Source organism: Lysinibacillus sp. FW12, from assembly GCF_050817245.1.
In the GTDB taxonomy this organism is placed as follows: Bacteria; Bacillota; Bacilli; order Bacillales_A; family Planococcaceae; genus Lysinibacillus; species Lysinibacillus irui.
The window spans coordinates 690,001-710,388 of sequence record NZ_CP139094.1 but is presented as its reverse complement, the minus strand read 5'-3'; the positions used below and the strand labels follow the sequence as shown (position 1 = coordinate 710,388).

Genomic DNA, 20,388 nt, shown 5'->3' with positions numbered 1-20,388 from the left:
CTATTCTTTTGGTGCTTGGAATGGTTTTTCATCAGGATACAAACGACCTAGCATTTCATCATATGTATCATTTCCATAATCGAAGCAACGACGCACACGTGAAATAGTAGCTGTACTTGCCCCAGTTTCCTTTTTAATGGATTCGTAGGTTTTCTTTAAACGTAATAAATGTGCAACCTCAAAGCGTTGTGCCAACGATTGAATTTCACTAATCGTACATAAATCATCAAAAAACTTATAGCATTCCTCGATGTCTTTCAGCTCTAACACTGCTTTAAATAATTGATCTGTTTGATGCCCCCGAATTTTTTCGATTTGCATGCAATTTTCCTCCCTTTAAGGCTGCGTTTTCACCATTGCTTGTAACCCTGGTGAAGATGGTACGAAGTGAACCCAAGACTTTCCTGGTACAAGCTTTACAGGTTCTCCTGATTGCTCTACAGCGGTCGGTATTCCATTCACATTAGACCATTCAACTTCCCTCAAATAGCCATTTTGAAATACGTACGCATTTCCACCAGACGTTAAATCAATTTCTTGGCGACCGATATCATCAATTATTTGGTGATCCATTTCAAAAAACAGGACATTTGCTAATGATATTGTTTCGCCCGTTAACATATCTTTTGTGTCCACGCCAGCCGATTGTCGTTCATAGTGATTACTTTGATGATCATACACATACGAGTTGTGGAAATCTTCATTATTTCCGTAGTAAATGTCAACTTGACTTGTTTCAATGCCTATTTTACCACGTTCATTGGGTTCATAAAAACCCTGAAGTACTTTTTCACTGTAATTCATTGAAGCGTCTACCATTTTAGCACCTTTTACAATGTTTTCTGATGTAATATATGAATTGTGCGGAGCCACACGATCGCTAGAACGTTTAAAAAGTATGCCATCATAAGCCATCCCATTAATATTGTCTACTATACGATTATCAAGCATGGTTTTCGCTTCAGGGCTATAGCCATGTGCTACGTAAAAGGCATCATATCCCTTTGCCATATCGATAAAATAGGAGCGCGCACTACGCACAGGCCCAATATTTTCCGGTAGTTCACTTTGGTAGATTGCTAAAAAGCGTGTCACATTACCTTCCGCAAGCATTTCATAAATAATATCTGCAGCAGCTAAACCAGATTGTGGACGTGCTGCTGGATGATTATTGATTGTCACCATAATAGGCCGCTGTGTAATTTCCTTCTGCACAGCCTCCCCAGTAAGGGGTGCCACGAATTCTGGTTGTTGTACAGTTTCTTCAACTACTGTTTCTTCCTCCACTACATTTTCATCATCTTCTTTAACCTTTGGCGCTTCCTTCGAACATCCCCCGATTACGAAGGCACTAAAAGCCATAGCAATCAATAATTTCTTCGATTTGAACACAAGCATACCTCTCCTTTAAACAATTACACATAACTGCAATTGTTTTAAAACACTTTCACCAATTAGCGCATAACAGCAGGCAATAATAACTTATTCTTCATTACATCGAAAATTCCTTTTGGTGTGATGCGAATATATGGTAAATGAGTAGATTGTAAAAATAATAGCGTGTAAATGGCATCCCCTAGTTGATAGCCTCGATCTGCTAAAGCTTGTTTTAAAGCCTTTTCTTTCTCCATTAGTGTTAGTACATCCCCATCATATAAAAGACCGCCTATTGTGAGTGGTATATCTGCTACGACTTCCCCTTTTTCGACCAGAACAATACCGCCATTCATTGCCTTCATTTCTTCAAAGGCTTTGATCATATCGTCTTTATTTTTTCCGATTAATAAAATATCGCCTGTGTTTGAATAGGAGGATGCAAAGCCTTGGACATCGGTTGCGAACCCTTTAATCATTGTATTAACATGCCAGTTTCCTTCTCGATTTATTAGCATTAAATAGCATTCATCATGATTGGCAAGCTGACCTTCTCTTGTAATCAATGAATTATAAGGTTTTGTAATGACATCATTAACAAGCGCAATTCCAAACGGCATAGAAAACTGGAAATCCTGTGAATCTAATGAAAAATCTAAATCAAATGCAGGAATAGCTGAATAATCTATTGTTGCAAGTTTATGCACACGTTCACCATCACGCTTTAGCCAAACACCTTTAGATAAGACACTTTCTGGAACAGGATGATATTCATCTTGTAAAATATTTATAGAAGCAAAACGTCCTGTCGCGATAAAACCATGTAAATTAGACATATTATAATAGCGTGCCACATTATAAGATGCCATTTGGTAGGCATCAATTGGAGATACCCCCGCATCTAAGGCAGCTTGTATGCATTTATCCATTACACCATCCTCATGGAATGAAGGTGGCGAGCCATCCGTTGTCATCATTAAATGATCAAAAATAGGAAGTTCTTTTTCTACTATTCCTTTTAGCAGATCGGGTAAATCTGGACGAATTGAAGAATGGCGTAATGTTACGGCATAGCCTTGCATAATGCGTCGCTCAACCTCTTCCACTGTCATCGCCTCATGGTCACCATCAGCACCAAGTAATTTCATGCGTGCTAACGTTCTTTCTGAAGCACCAGGAAAATGTCCTTCAATCTTTTTACCTAGACCCTTTGCCATTTGCATACGATAAAGCATTTGATCATCGCCATGTAGTAGCTTTGGCCAGCCCGTCAATTCTCCACCAAGCAGGACATCACTTCGCTCTAACCACTCTAATATCGAGGTATTAGAGAAAACTTCTTCCTCTTGTTCAAGCTCTGTTTGTGAATCAAAGCGAGTCCACCAATAAAAAGAAAACGGTAGCTTTTTCAAATTATCTAAAATTGAAAACGCTTTCTTATTTTCTAAATTTAAAACAAAGCTTAAATTATCCGAAATAAATGTCGTTGTTCCAAGCTGACCACAAAAATCTGCAAATGACTGTGGATGGTAAAGCTGGAATGGATGAACATGAGGTTCAATATAGCCAGGTACAATTGTTTTTCCTGTACAATCCACGACTTCTGTTCCTTCTAATAAAGGAGGCATTCTATCACCAGCATAGACAATGCGATCTCCTAAAATCCAAATGTTTCCCACTGTAAATTGTTTCAACATACTATGCAAATAACGTGCATTTTTCAGCACGATATCAGGTGCCTTTTTCCCATCGATTACTGCTAATTGCTGACGTAATGTTGTTATTTTCCATACTGGATCCATGCTATTCGCTCCTTCCTAAATTACGTAATTTTTCATTGTGTAAATCCAACTTGAAATCACATACTACTACTGCATAATCGCATATTTTCTTAAAAATTATGCTTTATGCAATCATCTTGTTTCAATCGTAACACAGCACTTTCATAAAGCAAAGTGCACCTCGCTAATTTTTTCCACAATGACTAAAGGAGGAAGTTTGATGATGCAGCAAGCAAATTTAAGCGAAAAAAATGCATTTTGTCGTTTTGCCATGGGTACAGGTTTGACAGCATTTGGTATCGCGAAAGTTTCAAGAAATCCTAATTGTACAAAAGGTCGATTGATGATTGCATTAGGTGCCATGAAAATGGCAGAGGGATTGTTTAAATATTGTCCAACAAAGTCAATCTTAAACTCCAATATGCAAAATGCCATGAACACCTCTATGCAAAGTATGTTCAGCGGGCAAAATTCTATGTCTTCTGAACAAATCGATAAGCTCATGAAGGATTTTTCTTCTGCTATTTCTGGTAATTCTTCAGGTTCTCAAGCTACTACTTCAAAGCAATCTGATACCAGCACTTCAACTCAAAATTCCTCAACAAGTAGTAATAACGCTCAAAATCCTTCTTAGTCAAAGGAGCCGTCCCAATCTATTATTGAGACGGCTCTTACCTCTTACGTTTTGAATCAACAAGAGGTTTCAAAAGTTGATTAAAAATTACTTTAAATTTTAGTAAAAATACGTTTACTTAAATGTACGCCAGCCAATATCTTTACGGTAGAAAAAGTGATCCCACTTTTCTGTGGCTATGCCTGCATATACTTTTTCCTGTGCTTCCTGTAATGTAGACGCTTTTGCACCGATAAGTAATACACGTCCACCAATACCAACAAATCGGCCGTCCACTAGTTTTGTACCAGCATGGTATACTGCATGTGTTGTAGAAAGTGCCTCTAAATTTGGTAACGCTTTACCTTTTTCAACATCACCAGGGTATCCTTCTGCCGCAATGACAACACCTAACATTGCTTCTTCAGACCATTGCAGATCAAATGGCTGTTCATCCATTAATGCCATCATAAATGCCCCAAAATCTGAAACCATGCGCGGTAAGACTACTTGTGTTTCTGGATCACCGAAACGTGCATTAAATTCTATTACCTGAGGGCCATTTTTCGTTAAAATCAACCCTGCATATAAGATACCTGTAAAGGAAGCGCCATCAGCCTCCATTCCTTTAACAGTAGGCTCTACAATCGTTTGAAATGCAATATCAACTACCTCTTGTGAAATTTGTGGTACTGGTGAATAAGCACCCATTCCTCCAGTGTTTGGTCCTTTATCCCCGTCATAAGCACGTTTATGATCCTGTGCAATAACCATTGGATAAATCTGTCCTTTATGCACAAAGGACATAAAGGAGAATTCTTCCCCATCTAAAAACTCTTCAATGACAACACGTGAAGAAGATTCACCGAATCGTTGGTTCCCAATCATATCCTGCACGGCAGCAATAGCTTCTTTCTCTGTCATCGCTACAACAACGCCCTTACCAGCAGCTAAACCATCTGCTTTTATTACGATAGGCGCTCCTTGTTCTTTAATATAAGCTATTGCCTTTTCTGCTTCAGTAAACGTTTCATAGGCTGCAGTAGGGATGTTGTATTTGTTCATAATTTCTTTCGCATAGGATTTACTACTTTCTATTTGAGCCGCAACTTTTGTAGGGCCAAAAATACGTAAGTCACGAGCTGTAAAGAAATCAACAATCCCCTCAGCAAGCGGCTGTTCAGGACCAACAAATGTTAAAGCAATATCATTTTCCTTAGCAAATTGAGCGAGACCTGCAAAGTCCATTGAATCAATAGACACCACTTCTACCTCGCCTCGCATGCCATCATTGCCTGGCGCGACAAATACTTTGTTAACGGATGGAGATATACTAAATTGCTTAGCGATTGCATGCTCACGACCGCCACTTCCTATTACTAATACATTCATTTTAGAGAATCCTCCTCTTTGTGAGTAAGACCGAGATGAACCAACATCTCGGTCTGTTTTGCTTTCTATATGTTTAGTCAATTAGTGTTTAAAATGGCGTACACCTGTAAATACCATTGCAATACCATATTCATTTGCTTTATCAATAGAATCTTGATCCTTGATTGAGCCACCTGGTTGAATAATCGCTGTAATTCCAGCAGCAGCCGCAGCTTCAACAGTATCACTCATTGGGAAAAATGCATCTGATGCTAGTGCTGCACCTTTTGCTTTTTCTCCTGCTTGCTCAAATGCAATTTTAGCTGCCCCAACGCGGTTCATTTGGCCTGCACCTACACCAAGTGTCATATGAGAATCTGTGACAACAATCGCATTTGATTTAACATGCTTTACAACCGACCAACCAAGTTGTAGTGCATCCCATTCTTGTTCTGTTGGCTCACGATCTGTCACTACCTTAATATCTGCATTGCCAAAGCCATAGCGATCTGGCTCTTGTACAAGCAGGCCGCCTTCAACTGATACTACATTGAATTGATCTTGTTTTGCTTGTTCGAAAGGAATAGTTAATAAGCGAATATTTTTCTTTTTGGTTAAAATGTCTAATGCTTCTTGTGAGAAAGCTGGTGCGATAATAATTTCAAGGAAAATATGACTTAGTTTCTCAGCCGTTGCTGCATCCACTTCCATATTTAATGCGATAATACCACCAAAAATAGATGTTGGATCTGCTTCATAAGCTTTATCAAATGCTGCCTCTAATGTGTTACCTGTTCCAACACCACATGGATTCATATGCTTCACTGCTACTGCAGCTGGCTTTTCAAATTCTTTTACAATTTGTAATGCTGCATTTCCATCTTGAATGTTGTTGTAGGATAGCTCTTTACCATGTAATTGTGTTGCATAGGCTAATGAGAAATCAGAGCCAAGGCGTTTTTGGTAGAATGCCGCTTTTTGGTGCGGGTTTTCACCATAGCGTAAGTTTTGCTTCAATTCATATGTCATCGTTAAGCTCTCTGGGAACTCTTCCTCTGTCAGGTAGTTTGAGATATAAGAATCATAAGCGGCTGTGTGACGGAAAACTTTTGCAGCTAGTTTTCGACGTGTTTCAATTGTCGTTGCACCATTAGCTTTTAGTTCTTCTAATACTGTTGCATAGTCATTGCTGTCCACGATTACTGTTACATATTGATGGTTTTTTGCAGCAGAACGTAACATTGTTGGACCACCGATATCAATGTTTTCAATTGCATCATCCCATGTTACATTAGGCTTTGAAATTGTTTCAACAAATGGATATAGATTAACACATACAATCTCAATTGGCTCAATTCCATGCTCATTCATTTGTGCTTGATGAGATGCATCGTCAAACTTCCCTAATAGACCACCATGAATCATTGGATTTAATGTTTTAACACGGCCATCTAAAATTTCTGGGAATTTCGTTACTTCATCTACTGCTGTTACAGCTACTGCATTGTCCTGTAGCATTTTTTTTGTACCGCCAGTTGATAAAATTTCATAACCTAATGCTACTAATTCCTTTGCAAATTCTAAAATACCATCCTTATTGGAAACACTGATTAATGCACGTTTTGTCACAACAATATCCTCCTAATTTTTATCGCGCTTTTGCGCGAATAGACTTGCTTAATAGATTAATAGAGTTAGGTCTTATTTGCTGAGTAAGGCTCTCGACCTAACTCCTCTTTAGTTACTGTAATAATTGCTTTAAAGCTTTTGTATATAATAGATGCTCTTGCTCGTGAATGGCCGCTTCTGTTGCCTCCTGATTTCCTTCTATAACAGGTACTGCAGCCTGAGCGATAATCGGGCCAGTATCCATCCCTTCATCTACAAAATGGACCGTTACACCTGTGATTTTCACACCATGATTCATTGCCTGTCCGATGGCGTCCTTTCCAGGGAATGCTGGCAATAAAGAAGGATGAATATTAACTATTCGTTGTGGAAATGCGGCTAATAATACGTCACTAATTAAACGCATATATCCTGCAAGTACAATCCATTTAACATCGCATTTTTGTAAAGCATCAATAATAGCATTCTCGTAAGCAGCCTTCGATGAAAATTCCTTTGGGTTTAAAGCTAACACGGGAATCCCAAAGTTTTCAGCACGTGTCACTACAAAAGCACCGGGCTTATCTGTCACCACAAGTTCAACCTTTGCATGCAGTTCCCCACGATCAATAGCTTCTTGAATAGCTTGAAAATTACTACCGCTGCCTGAAGCAAACACGGCTATTTTTGTTGGTGCAGTCATTACACTAGACTCCCATCATGTGAGCCATTAAATACTACGCCTTCACCTTTAATAACACGGCCGATTGTATATGCTTTTTCGCCATTTGCTTCTACTGCTGTGATGACTTTATCAGCTTCATCTGCTGGTACAGCTATTACAAAACCAATACCCATATTAAACACATTATATAAATCTTTATCTTCTAACTGACCTTTATCTTTCAGGAATTCAAAGATACGTAATACAGGCCAAGAACCTAGGTCGATTTCAGTTGCTAATCCTTCAGGCATCATACGTGGTAGATTTTCATAGAATCCTCCACCCGTAACATGTGCACAGCCATGTACATCGGCTGCCTTTAAAGCAGCTAATACTGGCTTAGCGTATAGCTTTGTTGGTACGAGAAGTGCCTCACCAATTGGTCCTAAATCTTCATAGCCTTCTACAACAGCATCAACCTTGTATTGATGATCTGCAAAGACAATTTTACGCACTAAAGAATAACCGTTTGAATGTACACCGCTTGATGCAATACCAATTAGGACATCACCTTCTACGATTTTTTCTCCTGTAATAATGTCAGATTTTTCGCATGCACCTACAGCAAAGCCAGCTAGATCATATTCATCCTCTTCATATAGACCAGGCATTTCAGCAGTTTCGCCACCTATTAATGCCGCACCAGATTGCACACAGCCATCTGCAACACCTTTAACAATCTGTTCGATTTTTGCAGGCTCAGCTTTTCCAAGAGCTACGTAATCTAAAAAGTACAAGGGCTCTGCTCCCTGGGCAACTATATCATTAACACACATGGCTACACAGTCAACGCCAATTGTATCGTGCTTATCTACCATAAATGCTAGCTTTAGCTTTGTTCCAACACCATCTGTCCCTGAAATAAGAACAGGTTCTTTAAGTTGAAGTTCTGACAAGTCAAACATGCCACCAAAGCCACCGAACGTTCCCATAACACCAAGACGGTTTGTACGTTCAACATGAGACTTCATTCGTTTAACGGCTTCATAGCCCGCTTCTATATTTACACCTGCTTGTTCATATGCCTTTGACACGCAGAGTTCCTCCTTATCATCCGAATCGCCTAATTATTATTCTAGAATCACTGTACAACCTTCTAGAGGTCACTAATTCGTTGCGATATTTTTCTTAACGTAACAGTTCTTTTTCATGTGGTAAGATGGTATCCGGGAAAATCTCGGTTGGATATTTGCCTGTAAAACATGCTAAGCATAGTCCACGGTTGTCATCTTCATAGGGACGAGCGATGGTCTCTACCATTCCTTCAACAGAAAGGAACGTCAAAGAATCTGCACCGATCGCTTCACGAATTTCATCTACATTATGACTAGAGGCAATCAGTTCCTCATGTGTGGAAGTATCAATGCCATAATAACAAGGGTTTGTCATCGGCGGAGATGAGATCACAACATGGACCTCTGCTGCACCAGCATCTTTTAACATTTTGACAATACGACGTGATGTTGTGCCGCGAACAATGGAGTCGTCCACCATAACTACACGTTTACCCTTTACGACTTGAACAACTGGTGAAAGCTTCATTTTTACGCCACGTTCACGTAATTCTTGTGTAGGTTGAATAAACGTACGACCAACATAGCGATTTTTAATAAGACCTAGTTCATAAGGGATACCACTTTCCTCTGCAAAGCCGATTGCTGCTGAAATACTTGAATCAGGTACACCTGTTACAACATCAGCCTCAATATGCGCACATTCACGAGCAAGCTGTTTCCCCATACGTTTACGTGCCATGTGAACGTTAATACCGTCAATATCAGAGTCAGGACGTGCTAAATAGACATACTCCATTGCACACATAGAACGCTTTTCCATATCAGCAAAACGATCTGATTTGACACCCTCATCGTTAATAATGATTAGTTCTCCTGGTTCCACAGAACGAACGAATTCTGCACCAATTAAATCAAAAGCACAAGTTTCAGAAGCTACCACCCAGCCATCTCCTAGCTTTCCTAGAGATAATGGACGTAAACCATGTGGATCACGTGCAACAAGCATTTCATCCTTTGTCATAATTAAGAAAGAATACGCTCCCTTTAATAAAGAAAGGGCATTTTTCACTTTCGCACGGAAAGGTGAATGTGAGCTTTTCTTAATAAGATGCGCCAGCACTTCTGTATCAGAGCTTGAATGAAAAATACTACCTTGTCGCTCTAAATACTGTTTTAAATGTGTCGCATTGACCAAGTTACCGTTATGGGCAATTGAAAGGCTACCAGTTGAGGAATGGAATAATAATGGCTGGACATTTTCAATACCGCCACCACCAGCAGTCGTGTAACGAACATGAGCAATAGCTGCTTTGCCGTCCACTGCTTTTAATTTTTCTTCGTTGAAAACATCATTAACTAGTCCTTCGCCTTTCACCGCGCGAAGATGCTGTCCGTCTGAAACGACAATTCCAGCACCTTCTTGTCCACGGTGTTGAAGAGCATGGAGCCCGTAATAGCTAAGGTGTGCTGGATTTGGGTTACCCCAAATACCAAACACCCCACATTCTTCGTTTAAGCCTCTGAGTTCAGCAAGCATGGGATTGCTCCTTTCCAATTAGAACGGAATTCCTCCACTGTACCTTCTACAAGCACACCTTTGTCCCCGTTGATTTTAACTAGTGCATCGTTTGTTACGACACCAATTTTTTGAGCGTCTTTCATAATTTCTACAAATGCAGCTGTATTTTCTTCTTTAACTGTTACAACAAAACGAGATTGACTCTCGCTGAATAATGCAGTGGTTGCAGAGCCTGATAATGTTACATCAACACCAAGACCGTTTGCACCGAATGTTGTTTCAGCAATAGCCACCGCTAGGCCACCTTCAGCTACGTCATGAGCTGATTGTACAAGACCAGCTTTAATAGCCTTTAATAAAGCTTGCTGACGTGCTGCTTCTACATCTAAATCGATGGCAGGTGCTTTCCCTGAAATAACCCCATTATTTAATAGTTTTTGAAGCTCTGACCCACCAAACTCGGTTTTAGTCTCACCAATCACAAATACGATATCTCCTGCACATTTTACTTCTTGTGTAGTGACATGAGCTAAATCTTCAATAAGACCAACCATACCAATTGTTGGCGTTGGATAAACCGCTTCGCCTGAACGTTCATTATAAAGCGAGACGTTACCACCAATAACTGGGGCATTTAATGCCGTACATGCAGCTGAAATACCATCAGCAGATTTTTCAATTTGCCAGAAGATTTCTGGTTTCTCTGGATTACCAAAGTTCAAGCAGTCTGTAATGGCAAGTGGCGTACCACCAGTTGCCACGATATTACGAGCTGCTTCAGCTACAGCAATCGCACCGCCCACTTCTGGATCTAGGTAAATATAACGAGAGTTACAGTCTGTTGTCATTGCTAAACCTTTATTTGTACCACGTACACGAATAACGGCAGCATCAGACCCCGGTTTAACAACTGTGGATGTACGCACTTGATAATCATATTGATCATATACCCACTCTTTAGAGGCAATTGTTGGTGCTCTTAATAATGCATTTAATGTCTCTTTGTAATCTGTCACAACAGGCTCTGTATTTTCAATTGCTTGGAACTCTGCATAGTATGCAGGCTCTGCAGATGGCTTATGATAAACGGGTGCATCTTCTGCAAGTGCATCAGCAGGTACTTCAGCTACAACTTCTCCGTTGTGTAATAGACGAAGCATTTTATCATCAGTCACTCGACCGATTGCAACAGCATCTAAATCATATTTATCAAAAATCGCTTTAATTTCATCTTCGCGACCTTTTTTCACAACTAGTAGCATACGTTCTTGAGACTCAGATAACATCATTTCATAAGCTGTCATACCTGTCTCACGTTGAGGGACTAAGTCTAAGTTCATTTCTACACCAGAACCAGCCTTTGATGCCATTTCTGCTGAAGAAGAAGTAAGACCAGCAGCACCCATATCTTGAATACCAACTAAAGCATCGGATTTGACAACCTCTAAACAAGCTTCAAGTAAAAGCTTCTCCATAAATGGATCTCCCACTTGTACTGCTGGACGTTGGTTTTCTGATTCCTCAGTTAATTCTTCGGAGGCAAATGTTGCACCATGAATTCCGTCACGACCTGTTTTCGCACCAACGTACATAACTGTATTACCTACGCCAGCTGCAATACCACGTTGAATATCCTTATGGTCGATTAAACCGACACACATCGCATTTACTAGTGGATTTCCTTCATAACACGGATCAAATTGAATTTCACCGCCTACTGTTGGAATTCCAATACAGTTACCATACCCAGCAATACCAGCAACGACTTCTTCAAAAAGATATTTACCACGCGCCGATTTTAATTCACCAAAGCGTAATGAATTTAACATGGCGATTGGACGTGCTCCCATTGAGAAAACATCACGAATAATACCGCCTACACCAGTAGCAGCTCCTTGATAAGGTTCAATCGCAGATGGATGGTTATGAGATTCCATTTTAAATACTACAGCTTGTTCGTCACCAATATCGACAATCCCTGCGCCTTCACCTGGTCCTTGTAATACTTGAGGACCTTTTGTAGGGAATTTACGTAATACTGGCTTTGAATTTTTGTAAGAGCAGTGCTCAGACCACATTACTGAGAAAAGACCTGTCTCTGTCCAGTTAGGTAGACGTCCTAAAATACCTTCTACCATTGCAAATTCTTCGTCTGACATCCCCATACCAGCGTATAGCTTTTCATCTTTAATTTGCTGTGCTGTTGGCTCAAACTTAGTTGTTGACATGATTTTCCCTCCACTGCTTCACAATTGATTTAAATACTGCTAGACCGTCAGCTCCGCCCACCAGTGCATCAACAGCACGCTCTGGGTGTGGCATCATCCCTAATACATTGCCGCGTTCGTTTATAATCCCTGCGATATCTTCTAAAGAACCGTTTGGATTATCACCTGAGTATGTGAATACAATTTGATTATTATCTTTTAGTGATTGTAATGTTTCCTCATCACAGTAGTAATTTCCTTCACCATGTGCGATTGGAATATTAATGATTTGACCTTGCTCATATTGATTTGTAAATAATGTATTGTTGTTTTCAACTTTTAGCTGTACTGTGCGGCACATAAATTTTAAATTTTTATTGCGCAGTAAAGCTCCTGGCAATAAACCAGCTTCTGTTAGGATTTGGAAGCCATTACATACACCTAGAACTGGTTTACCAGCATCAGCTGCTTTTTTAACCTCTGCCATAATGTTAGATTGATTAGCCATTGCACCACAACGAAGATAATCTCCGTAAGAGAAGCCTCCAGGTACTAAAACGCCATCAAACCCACTTAGATCTGTTGCTGTATGCCATACATATTCTACTTCTTCACCTAGCTCGTCTTTAATGGCATGATACATATCGATGTCACAGTTTGACCCAGGGAATACGAGTACTGCGAATTTCATGATTAGTTAGCCTCCTCGACTTCGTAACGGTAGTCTTCAATTACAACGTTCGTTAAAACCTTTTCACACATTTCTTTTACTAGAGTATCAATGTCACGTTCTGTATCTTTAATTGTTAGTTCAAGATATTTACCGATACGTAAATCCGCTACTTCACCGTAGCCCATTTTAGCTAAAGAACCTTGTACTGCAGAGCCTTGTGGGTCAAGAATGCTCTCACGTAATGTTACATAGATTTTTACTTTTTTCATTGTTATTTGCCTCCGAGTCTAGAAAGTATAATAGTATAAACTTCAGTTAAATTACCAAGGTCACGACGAAAAACATCTTTGTCTAACTTTTGCTTTGTTGTTGCATCCCAAAGTCTGCAAGTATCCGGTGAAATTTCATCAGCTAATAATACATTGCCATTCGTATCACGGCCAAATTCTAATTTGAAATCAATTAGTGTCACATTAACATCTGCAAAGATTGGCTGTAGAACTTTGTTAACCGCTAGTGCCCCATCATAAATAGCAGTTACTTCAGTAGAAGTCGCAAGGTCAAGAACATCTATATGCTCTGTTGTAATAAGGGGATCGCCTAACTCATCATCTTTATAATAAAATTCGACGATTGGTCTTTTTAAAGCTGTGCCTTCTTCCAGACCAAGACGTTTTGCTAAACTTCCAGCAGCTATATTACGAACAACCACTTCAATCGGAATAATTTCTACTTTTTTTACAAGTTGTTGCGTATCAGATAATTGTTTTACGAAATGTGACGCAATTCCGTTTGCTTGTAATTTTTCGAAAATTAATGAAGTAATGCGATTATTTAAAATGCCCTTGCCTTCTATTTCTTCTTTTTTTTCACCATTGAATGCTGTTGCACTATCCTTATACTCAACAAGAAGCACATTTTCTTCCTCAGTTGTGTACAATTTTTTTGCTTTACCTTCATACAAAAGTTGACCTTTAGTCATGTCGTTTTTCCCCCTGATATTATAGATACGCTTGTATTAATGTCCAGAATTGAATCGTGTCACCACGATCCAACTCTGAAACATTTACTAGTGGGCTCTAACATTTAGAAAGTTTAAATATTAGATAAGTCCTAATCGTTCAAAAATCATATCAACATGCTGTAAGTGGTAGTTGTAATCAAAACACTCATCCAGCTCTTCCTTAGTTAAATAAGATGTGATTTTTTCACTTGCATCGACTAATGTACGGAACTGAACTTGCTCGTCCCATGCCTGCATCGCTAAAGGCTGTACGGTATCATAAGCTTCTTCACGTACTAAGCCTTTATCAATCAATGCTAACAAGATGCGTTGAGAATAAATTAGACCAAATGTGCGATCCATATTACGTTTCATATTTTCAGGGAATACTGTTAAGTTTTTCACAATATTACCGAAGCGATTTAACATATAGTTAAGAGTAATTGTTGCATCCGGTAAAATAACGCGCTCTGCGGATGAATGAGAAATATCACGCTCATGCCATAAAGCAACATTCTCATACGCTGTCACCATGTATCCACGCATTAAACGAGACATACCAACCATGTTTTCAGAACCAATTGGATTACGTTTATGTGGCATTGCTGATGACCCTTTTTGTCCTTTTGCAAAAGCTTCTTCTACTTCGCGTGTTTCTGATTTCTGTAAGCCGCGAATTTCTGTTGCGAATTTTTCAATAGATGTAGCGATTAAAGCTAAGGCACTTAAATACTGTGCATGGCGATCACGCTGTAAAGTCTGTGTTGAAATCGGTGATGCTGTAAGTCCTAATTTATCGCATACATATTGTTCAACACGAGGATCGATGTTGGCATATGTTCCAACGGCTCCAGACATTTTCCCAGTTTCAATTACTTTAGCTGCTGCTTCAAAACGTTCAAGGTTACGCTTCATTTCCTCATACCATAAACCAAGTTTTAAACCGAAAGTTGTTGGTTCTGCATGAACACCATGTGTACGTCCCATCATAACTGTATATTTATGTTCTTTTGCCTTAGCAGCAATAATATCAATGAAATTCACAATGTCTTTGCGTAAAATATCATTTGCTTGTTTGATTAAATAAGATAATGCTGTGTCCACTACGTCTGTAGAAGTCAAACCATAATGTACCCACTTACGTTCTTCACCAAGTGTTTCAGAAACGGCACGTGTAAAGGCAACAACGTCATGACGAGTTTCTTGTTCAATCTCTAAAATACGGTTCACATCAAATGAAGCATTTTCACGAATTTTAGCAACATCCTCTTTTGGGATATCCCCTATTTCAGCCCAAGCCTCACAAGCTAAAATTTCAACTTCTAGCCAAGCTTGGTATTTATTTTGTTCTGTCCAAATTGCGCCCATTTCGGGTCTTGTGTAACGTTCAATCATCGCGTATCTCCTTCTATTCTGACCAGATGCCAGAACTCTCGATTTGTTGTAGTGTTTCCTCTATGTCTTTTGTCATAATCGTTACATGGCCCATCTTACGGTTGACCTTAGCTTCAGCTTTCCCATAAAGATGGATGGACCATTCAGGATATTTAGCAATTGAGTTACTAAGTGGCACGACATGCTGCCCTAATACATTGACCATAATAGATGGTGCCCAAAGTTCTGGTTTTCGTAATGGCCAACCACAGACAGCTCGAATATGCTGATGGAATTGAGAAACATTACATGCCTCTATTGAATAGTGACCAGAATTATGAGGTCTCGGTGCTAATTCATTAATAACAATCCCACCATCTTCTAACACAAACATTTCTACCGCTAACGTTCCTACTAAATGTAAGTAATCTGCAATTTTTAAAGCTTCACGTTCTGCAGCTTGAGCTGTACTTTCTGATATGCGAGCAGGCACAATTGTTTCATGTAGAATATGATGAACATGAATGTTCTCTCCAACTGGCTGACAATACGATTCACCGTGGCCATTTCTTTGAACAATGACCGATACTTCCTTAACGAAAGGAACAAAGCCTTCTGCAATACATTGAGAATGCGTGAATAAATCTTTCGCTAAAGGTAGATCGTCAGTTGATTTTAAAAGCTGCTGCCCTTTGCCATCATAGCCACCTCTTGCTGTTTTGACTATACAAGGATACCCAATCGAATCAATATTGGCTACTAATTCTTCATAAGTTTTTGCAACAATATATGGAGCTACTGGACAACCAGCTTTCACAATAGCGTCTTTCTCTGTCACACGGTTTTGTGTAATGCGTACCAACTCCGCCCCTTGTGGAACGTAAGCCATTTGTGATAAACGCTTTAAGCCTTCATAATCAATATTTTCAAATTCATACGTGATGACATCACTTACTTCTGCAAGCTCTTCTAAAGCAGCTTCATCATCATATGGGGCTACAATACGAATATCAGCTACCTGTCCACACGGTGAGTCCATTGCAGGTTCAAGAACAGCAATTTTAAATCCAGACTCTTTAGCAGCAAGTGCCATCATCCGACCAAGTTGGCCACCACCTATAATACCTATCGTTTGTCCAGGATAAATAATCTTCGTCACACTAAGTCACCTGTGCTTTCTAATACTTGCTGCTTTGTTGCTTCACGTCTAGCATCTAATTTATTGGCAAGTTCTGAATCTGTTGTTGACAAAATTTGAGCTGCAAGTAATCCTGCATTTGTTGCTCCTGCTTTGCCAATAGCTACAGTTGCTACAGGTACACCACCAGGCATTTGAACAATGGATAATAATGAATCAAGTCCATTAAGTGCACGTGACTGAACTGGAACTCCAATTACAGGCAACGTTGTTTTAGCTGCCACCATTCCTGGTAAATGTGCAGCCCCACCTGCTCCAGCGATAATTACTTGTATTCCTCGCTCACGAGCAAGCTCTGCATATTCAAACATTAAATCAGGTGTACGATGTGCAGATACAACCTTTTTTTCGTACGGTACTTGTAATTCATCTAAAATATCACATGCATGTTTCATTGTTTCCCAGTCACTTGAACTACCCATAATGACACCGATTTTCGGATTCATAAATTGTCGCTCCTTTTAAACGATAGAAAAATGATCAGTTATTGTGCTAGCATCTATTTTTAATAGCACTGCAATTCTTATCTTATACAAAGAAAATCCCCAAATAAACTACTCTCTACTACTACACGTGAAAGCAGCTTACTTGAGGACTTATCAGAACAAGAATATACCTATGTACAAACTGCACATAGAGTTTCTCATCATATGCCAAAAGTGCTTTCCCGCATAGTCCAGCATTTACGGTGCCGGGTAGAGACACTAGAGCCAATCCTCTAGCATATATGTGGGATATATTTGTTTTTCCTTATCACATTTTAACAAGTGATCACCTTATCGTCAATGCAAAAATGCGAACATTTTTTATAAGTGCAAAAAAAACGTTCGGATTTTAGTCATAATCATTCCGTATCTTGCGCAGGAATAGCTTTAAATTGAATTTTTTGACGCAAATAGGTTGGTTCACCATTGACGATATGAAAAAGAGGCTCTTCTTTTCGTCCAATGGCCATATAACCGTCTTGTCGCATTCTTGCTAAACACTCTTCTATGGATTCATTTTCTTGTACTTCATACCAAATTTGTTTTTTTCCCAACTTCTTCTTCCTTTCCACTTCACGTTTTGCATCTTTACTACTTGTACTCCATTATACCTTTAGTTGCTTATAGAAGTATGCATGAACTTAATAATGATTTTTAGTGTCTATATCATATTCAAATCCTTAGTAGTCTCCTTATATAAAAAAGAAGAACCTAAATTTTATTAAGTTCTTCTTTAAGAATCGTTTCTTATTAAATTTGAAAATCTATCTCCTTCGGCAATGCTTACCTATTACTATTAAAAAGCTTTTATATAAATGCCTAAAAAAAGAAGTAGTATAAATGAATGAAGGACAACAAGAACCATACGATAATCACCTTTAATACCGAAAATGGCACTGATCATACCTATCCCTGCTAATATAAACGGCATAAACATATTTACGTCATAGAGAAGTTTTAAAAAGCTCCCATACCATTTCGTTGAATCATACCCAAACATAAAGATTGTTATTAATAAGCATAAGATTGAAATAGTAGAAAAAATGATACGTCTCATTTTAATTCCTCCATTATCAAATCCGATTGTGTACAGTTCAGTGAATTGTCAAAATGTATGGAAATAGCTTTATTTATTATAACATTTTATGAATAGTGCACATAACAAAAAAAGCCATGGAATATGTCCATGGCTTTTCATAAATTGCCTAGCGACGTCCTACTCTCACAGGGGGAAGCCCCCAACTACCATCGGCGCTAAAGAGCTTAACTTCCGTGTTCGGTATGGGAACGGGTGTGACCTCTTTGCCATCATCACTAGACTATATTCGACCTTCAATACACGGCGTATTACTGCGTCAGCTGCTCTCGCTCAATCAGTCACGTACAGAAGTATGCTCCCTCAATCACTCAGTTGCTTCCTTGTTCTACTTGTGTCTTGAAGCTCTCATTATTATTGTTGAAAGAATTGTTCTTTCAAAACTGGATAAACGGCGCATTGATTGCTTCAAACAATTTGGTTAAGTCCTCGATCGATTAGTATTCGTCAGCTCCATGTGTCACCACACTTCCACCTCGAACCTATCTACCTCATCGTCTTTGAGGGATCTTACTTACTTGCGTAATGGGAAATCTCATCTTGAGGGGGGCTTCATGCTTAGATGCTTTCAGCACTTATCCCGTCCACACATAGCTACCCAGCGATGCCTTTGGCAAGACAACTGGTACACCAGCGGTGTGTCCATCCCGGTCCTCTCGTACTAAGGACAGCTCCTCTCAAATTTCCTACGCCCACGACGGATAGGGACCGAACTGTCTCACGACGTTCTGAACCCAGCTCGCGTACCGCTTTAATGGGCGAACAGCCCAACCCTTGGGACCGACTACAGCCCCAGGATGCGATGAGCCGACATCGAGGTGCCAAACCTCCCCGTCGATGTGGACTCTTGGGGGAGATAAGCCTGTTATCCCCGGGGTAGCTTTTATCCGTTGAGCGATGGCCCTTCCATGCGGAACCACCGGATCACTAAGCCCGTCTTTCGACCCTGCTCGACTTGTAGGTCTCGCAGTCAAGCTCCCTTGTGCCTTTACACTCTACGAATGATTTCCAACCATTCTGAGGGAACCTTTGGGCGCCTCCGTTACCTTTTAGGAGGCGACCGCCCCAGTCAAACTGTCCGCCTGACACTGTCTCCTGCCCCGCTAAGGGGCATGGGTTAGAATTTCAATACAACCAGGGTAGTATCCCACCGACGCCTCCTTCGAAGCTGGCGCTCCGAGATCTCTGGCTCCTACCTATCCTGTACAAGTTGTACCAAAATTCAATATCAGGCTACAGTAAAGCTCCACGGGGTCTTTCCGTCCTGTCGCGGGTAACCTGCATCTTCACAGGTACTATAATTTCACCGAGTCTCTCGTTGAGACAGTGCCCAGATCGTTACGCCTTTCGTGCGGGTCGGAACTTACCCGACAAGGAATTTCGCTACCTTAGGACCGTTATAGTTACGGCCGCCGTTTACTGGGGCTTCAATTCGCAGCTTCGCTTGCGCTAACCACTCCTCTTAACCTTCCAGCACCGGGCAGGCGTCAGCCCCTATACGTCACCTTACGGTTTTGCAGAGACCTGTGTTTTTGCTAAACAGTCGCCTGGGCCTATTCACTGCGGCTCTCATGCGCTTGCACGCTCAAGAGCACCCCTTCTCCCGAAGTTACGGGGTCATTTTGCCGAGTTCCTTAACGAGAGTTCTCTCGCACACCTTAGGATTCTCTCCTCGACTACCTGTGTCGGTTTGCGGTACGGGCACCTCTCACCTCGATAGAGGCTTTTCTTGGCAGTGTGAAATCAGGAACTTCGTCCATACGGACTCGCCATCACAGCTCAACGTTACAGTGTGCGGATTTGCCTACACACACGCCTTACTGCTTGGACGCGCATAACCAACAGCGCGCTTACCCTATCCTACTGCGTCCCCCCATTTCTCAAACGGTGAGGAGGTGGTACAGGAATATCAACCTGTTGTCCATCGCCTACGCCTGTCGGCCTCGGCTTAGGTCCCGACTAACCCTGAGCGGACGAGCCTTCCTCAGGAAACCTTAGTCATACGGTGGACGGGATTCTCACCCGTCTTTCGCTACTCATACCGGCATTCTCACTTCTAAGCGCTCCACCAGTCCTTCCGGTCTGACTTCAACGCACTTAGAACGCTCTCCTACCACTGACATCGTAGATGTCAATCCACAGCTTCGGTGAATCGTTTAGCCCCGATACATTTTCGGCGCAGCGTCACTCGACCAGTGAGCTATTACGCACTCTTTAAATGATGGCTGCTTCTAAGCCAACATCCTGGTTGTCTGTGCAACGCCACATCCTTTTCCACTTAACGATTACTTTGGGACCTTAGCTGGTGGTCTGGGCTGTTTCCCTTTTGACTACGGATCTTATCAC

The 20,388-nt window shown here is 40.5% G+C and carries 18 protein-coding genes, 2 rRNA genes and 1 riboswitch (1 of these 21 only partly in view); of the genes, 1 reads left to right on the top strand and 19 read right to left on the bottom strand.

What is annotated here, in order from left to right:
- From SJW71_RS03640 to SJW71_RS03630, 3 genes are all read right to left on the bottom strand, one after another.
- Positions 1–321, bottom strand: a complete 321-nt coding sequence (locus tag SJW71_RS03640) for a YerC/YecD family TrpR-related protein (protein ID WP_004225717.1) — start codon at positions 319–321, stop codon at positions 1–3.
- A gap of 15 nt (positions 322–336) precedes the next feature.
- The gene (locus SJW71_RS03635; protein WP_429978493.1) at positions 337–1,392 is read right to left on the bottom strand and encodes a DUF3048 domain-containing protein; all 1,056 of its coding nucleotides are present in this window, start codon (positions 1,390–1,392) and stop codon (positions 337–339) included.
- 62 nt (positions 1,393–1,454) lie between these two features.
- Positions 1,455–3,176: an adenine deaminase C-terminal domain-containing protein gene (locus SJW71_RS03630; protein WP_312507243.1), complete on the bottom strand. Its 1,722-nt coding sequence runs from the start codon at positions 3,174–3,176 to the stop codon at positions 1,455–1,457.
- A 199-nt stretch (positions 3,177–3,375) separates the two neighbouring features.
- Here SJW71_RS03630 and SJW71_RS03625 point away from each other — a divergent pair, with 199 nt between their 5' ends.
- A complete protein-coding gene (locus SJW71_RS03625; RefSeq protein WP_274794588.1) occupies positions 3,376–3,789 on the top strand; it encodes a YgaP-like transmembrane domain in 414 nt (137 codons plus the stop codon).
- Between the two features lie 114 nt (positions 3,790–3,903).
- On the opposite strand, the gene purD is transcribed toward SJW71_RS03625, so the two are convergent.
- The 16 genes from purD to SJW71_RS03545 form a co-directional block, all read right to left on the bottom strand.
- Positions 3,904–5,160, bottom strand: a complete 1,257-nt coding sequence (gene purD, locus SJW71_RS03620) for a phosphoribosylamine--glycine ligase (protein ID WP_274794589.1) — start codon at positions 5,158–5,160, stop codon at positions 3,904–3,906.
- A gap of 81 nt (positions 5,161–5,241) precedes the next feature.
- Complete coding sequence (purH, locus tag SJW71_RS03615; protein WP_274794590.1) at positions 5,242–6,768, bottom strand: bifunctional phosphoribosylaminoimidazolecarboxamide formyltransferase/IMP cyclohydrolase; 1,527 nt, start codon at positions 6,766–6,768, stop codon at positions 5,242–5,244.
- A 112-nt stretch (positions 6,769–6,880) separates the two neighbouring features.
- Positions 6,881–7,450, bottom strand: coding sequence for a phosphoribosylglycinamide formyltransferase (gene purN / locus SJW71_RS03610; RefSeq protein WP_274794591.1), 570 nt, complete (start codon positions 7,448–7,450; stop codon positions 6,881–6,883).
- A complete protein-coding gene (gene purM / locus SJW71_RS03605; protein WP_274794593.1) occupies positions 7,450–8,505 on the bottom strand; it encodes a phosphoribosylformylglycinamidine cyclo-ligase in 1,056 nt (351 codons plus the stop codon). Before purM ends, purN begins: the two co-directional genes overlap by 1 nt.
- Positions 8,506–8,599: 94 nt before the next feature.
- Positions 8,600–10,024 carry an amidophosphoribosyltransferase gene (gene purF / locus SJW71_RS03600; RefSeq protein WP_274794594.1) on the bottom strand — a complete coding sequence of 475 codons (1,425 nt, stop codon included), beginning with the start codon at positions 10,022–10,024 and terminating at the stop codon, positions 8,600–8,602.
- Positions 10,000–12,234: a phosphoribosylformylglycinamidine synthase subunit PurL gene (gene purL / locus SJW71_RS03595; protein ID WP_429978491.1), complete on the bottom strand. Its 2,235-nt coding sequence runs from the start codon at positions 12,232–12,234 to the stop codon at positions 10,000–10,002. Before purL ends, purF begins: the two co-directional genes overlap by 25 nt.
- Positions 12,221–12,904, bottom strand: coding sequence for a phosphoribosylformylglycinamidine synthase subunit PurQ (gene purQ / locus SJW71_RS03590; protein WP_054611985.1), 684 nt, complete (start codon positions 12,902–12,904; stop codon positions 12,221–12,223). The genes purL and purQ overlap by 14 nt, the downstream gene beginning before the upstream one ends.
- A gap of 2 nt (positions 12,905–12,906) precedes the next feature.
- Positions 12,907–13,155, bottom strand: a complete 249-nt coding sequence (gene purS / locus SJW71_RS03585) for a phosphoribosylformylglycinamidine synthase subunit PurS (protein ID WP_274794596.1) — start codon at positions 13,153–13,155, stop codon at positions 12,907–12,909.
- Positions 13,156–13,157: 2 nt separating this feature from the next.
- The gene (purC, locus tag SJW71_RS03580) at positions 13,158–13,868 is read right to left on the bottom strand and encodes a phosphoribosylaminoimidazolesuccinocarboxamide synthase (RefSeq protein ID WP_312507249.1); all 711 of its coding nucleotides are present in this window, start codon (positions 13,866–13,868) and stop codon (positions 13,158–13,160) included.
- 120 nt (positions 13,869–13,988) lie between these two features.
- Complete coding sequence (purB, locus tag SJW71_RS03575) at positions 13,989–15,284, bottom strand: adenylosuccinate lyase (protein ID WP_274794598.1); 1,296 nt, start codon at positions 15,282–15,284, stop codon at positions 13,989–13,991.
- Positions 15,285–15,297: 13 nt separating this feature from the next.
- The gene (gene purK / locus SJW71_RS03570; protein ID WP_274794599.1) at positions 15,298–16,422 is read right to left on the bottom strand and encodes a 5-(carboxyamino)imidazole ribonucleotide synthase; all 1,125 of its coding nucleotides are present in this window, start codon (positions 16,420–16,422) and stop codon (positions 15,298–15,300) included.
- The gene (gene purE, locus SJW71_RS03565) at positions 16,419–16,907 is read right to left on the bottom strand and encodes a 5-(carboxyamino)imidazole ribonucleotide mutase (RefSeq protein WP_312507250.1); all 489 of its coding nucleotides are present in this window, start codon (positions 16,905–16,907) and stop codon (positions 16,419–16,421) included. Before purE ends, purK begins: the two co-directional genes overlap by 4 nt.
- A gap of 206 nt (positions 16,908–17,113) precedes the next feature.
- Positions 17,114–17,212, bottom strand: a riboswitch (purine riboswitch).
- Positions 17,213–17,305: 93 nt separating this feature from the next.
- Positions 17,306–17,500 carry an NETI motif-containing protein gene (locus SJW71_RS03560; RefSeq protein ID WP_274794601.1) on the bottom strand — a complete coding sequence of 65 codons (195 nt, stop codon included), beginning with the start codon at positions 17,498–17,500 and terminating at the stop codon, positions 17,306–17,308.
- Positions 17,501–17,742: 242 nt separating this feature from the next.
- Positions 17,743–18,003 (bottom strand): hypothetical protein, encoded by a 261-nt coding sequence (locus SJW71_RS03555; protein WP_322606346.1) that lies wholly within the window; start codon positions 18,001–18,003, stop codon positions 17,743–17,745.
- A gap of 146 nt (positions 18,004–18,149) precedes the next feature.
- Positions 18,150–18,265 (bottom strand): 5S ribosomal RNA (rrf, locus tag SJW71_RS03550).
- 194 nt (positions 18,266–18,459) lie between these two features.
- A 23S ribosomal RNA gene (locus SJW71_RS03545) occupies positions 18,460–20,388 on the bottom strand; it runs 999 nt beyond the window's last position.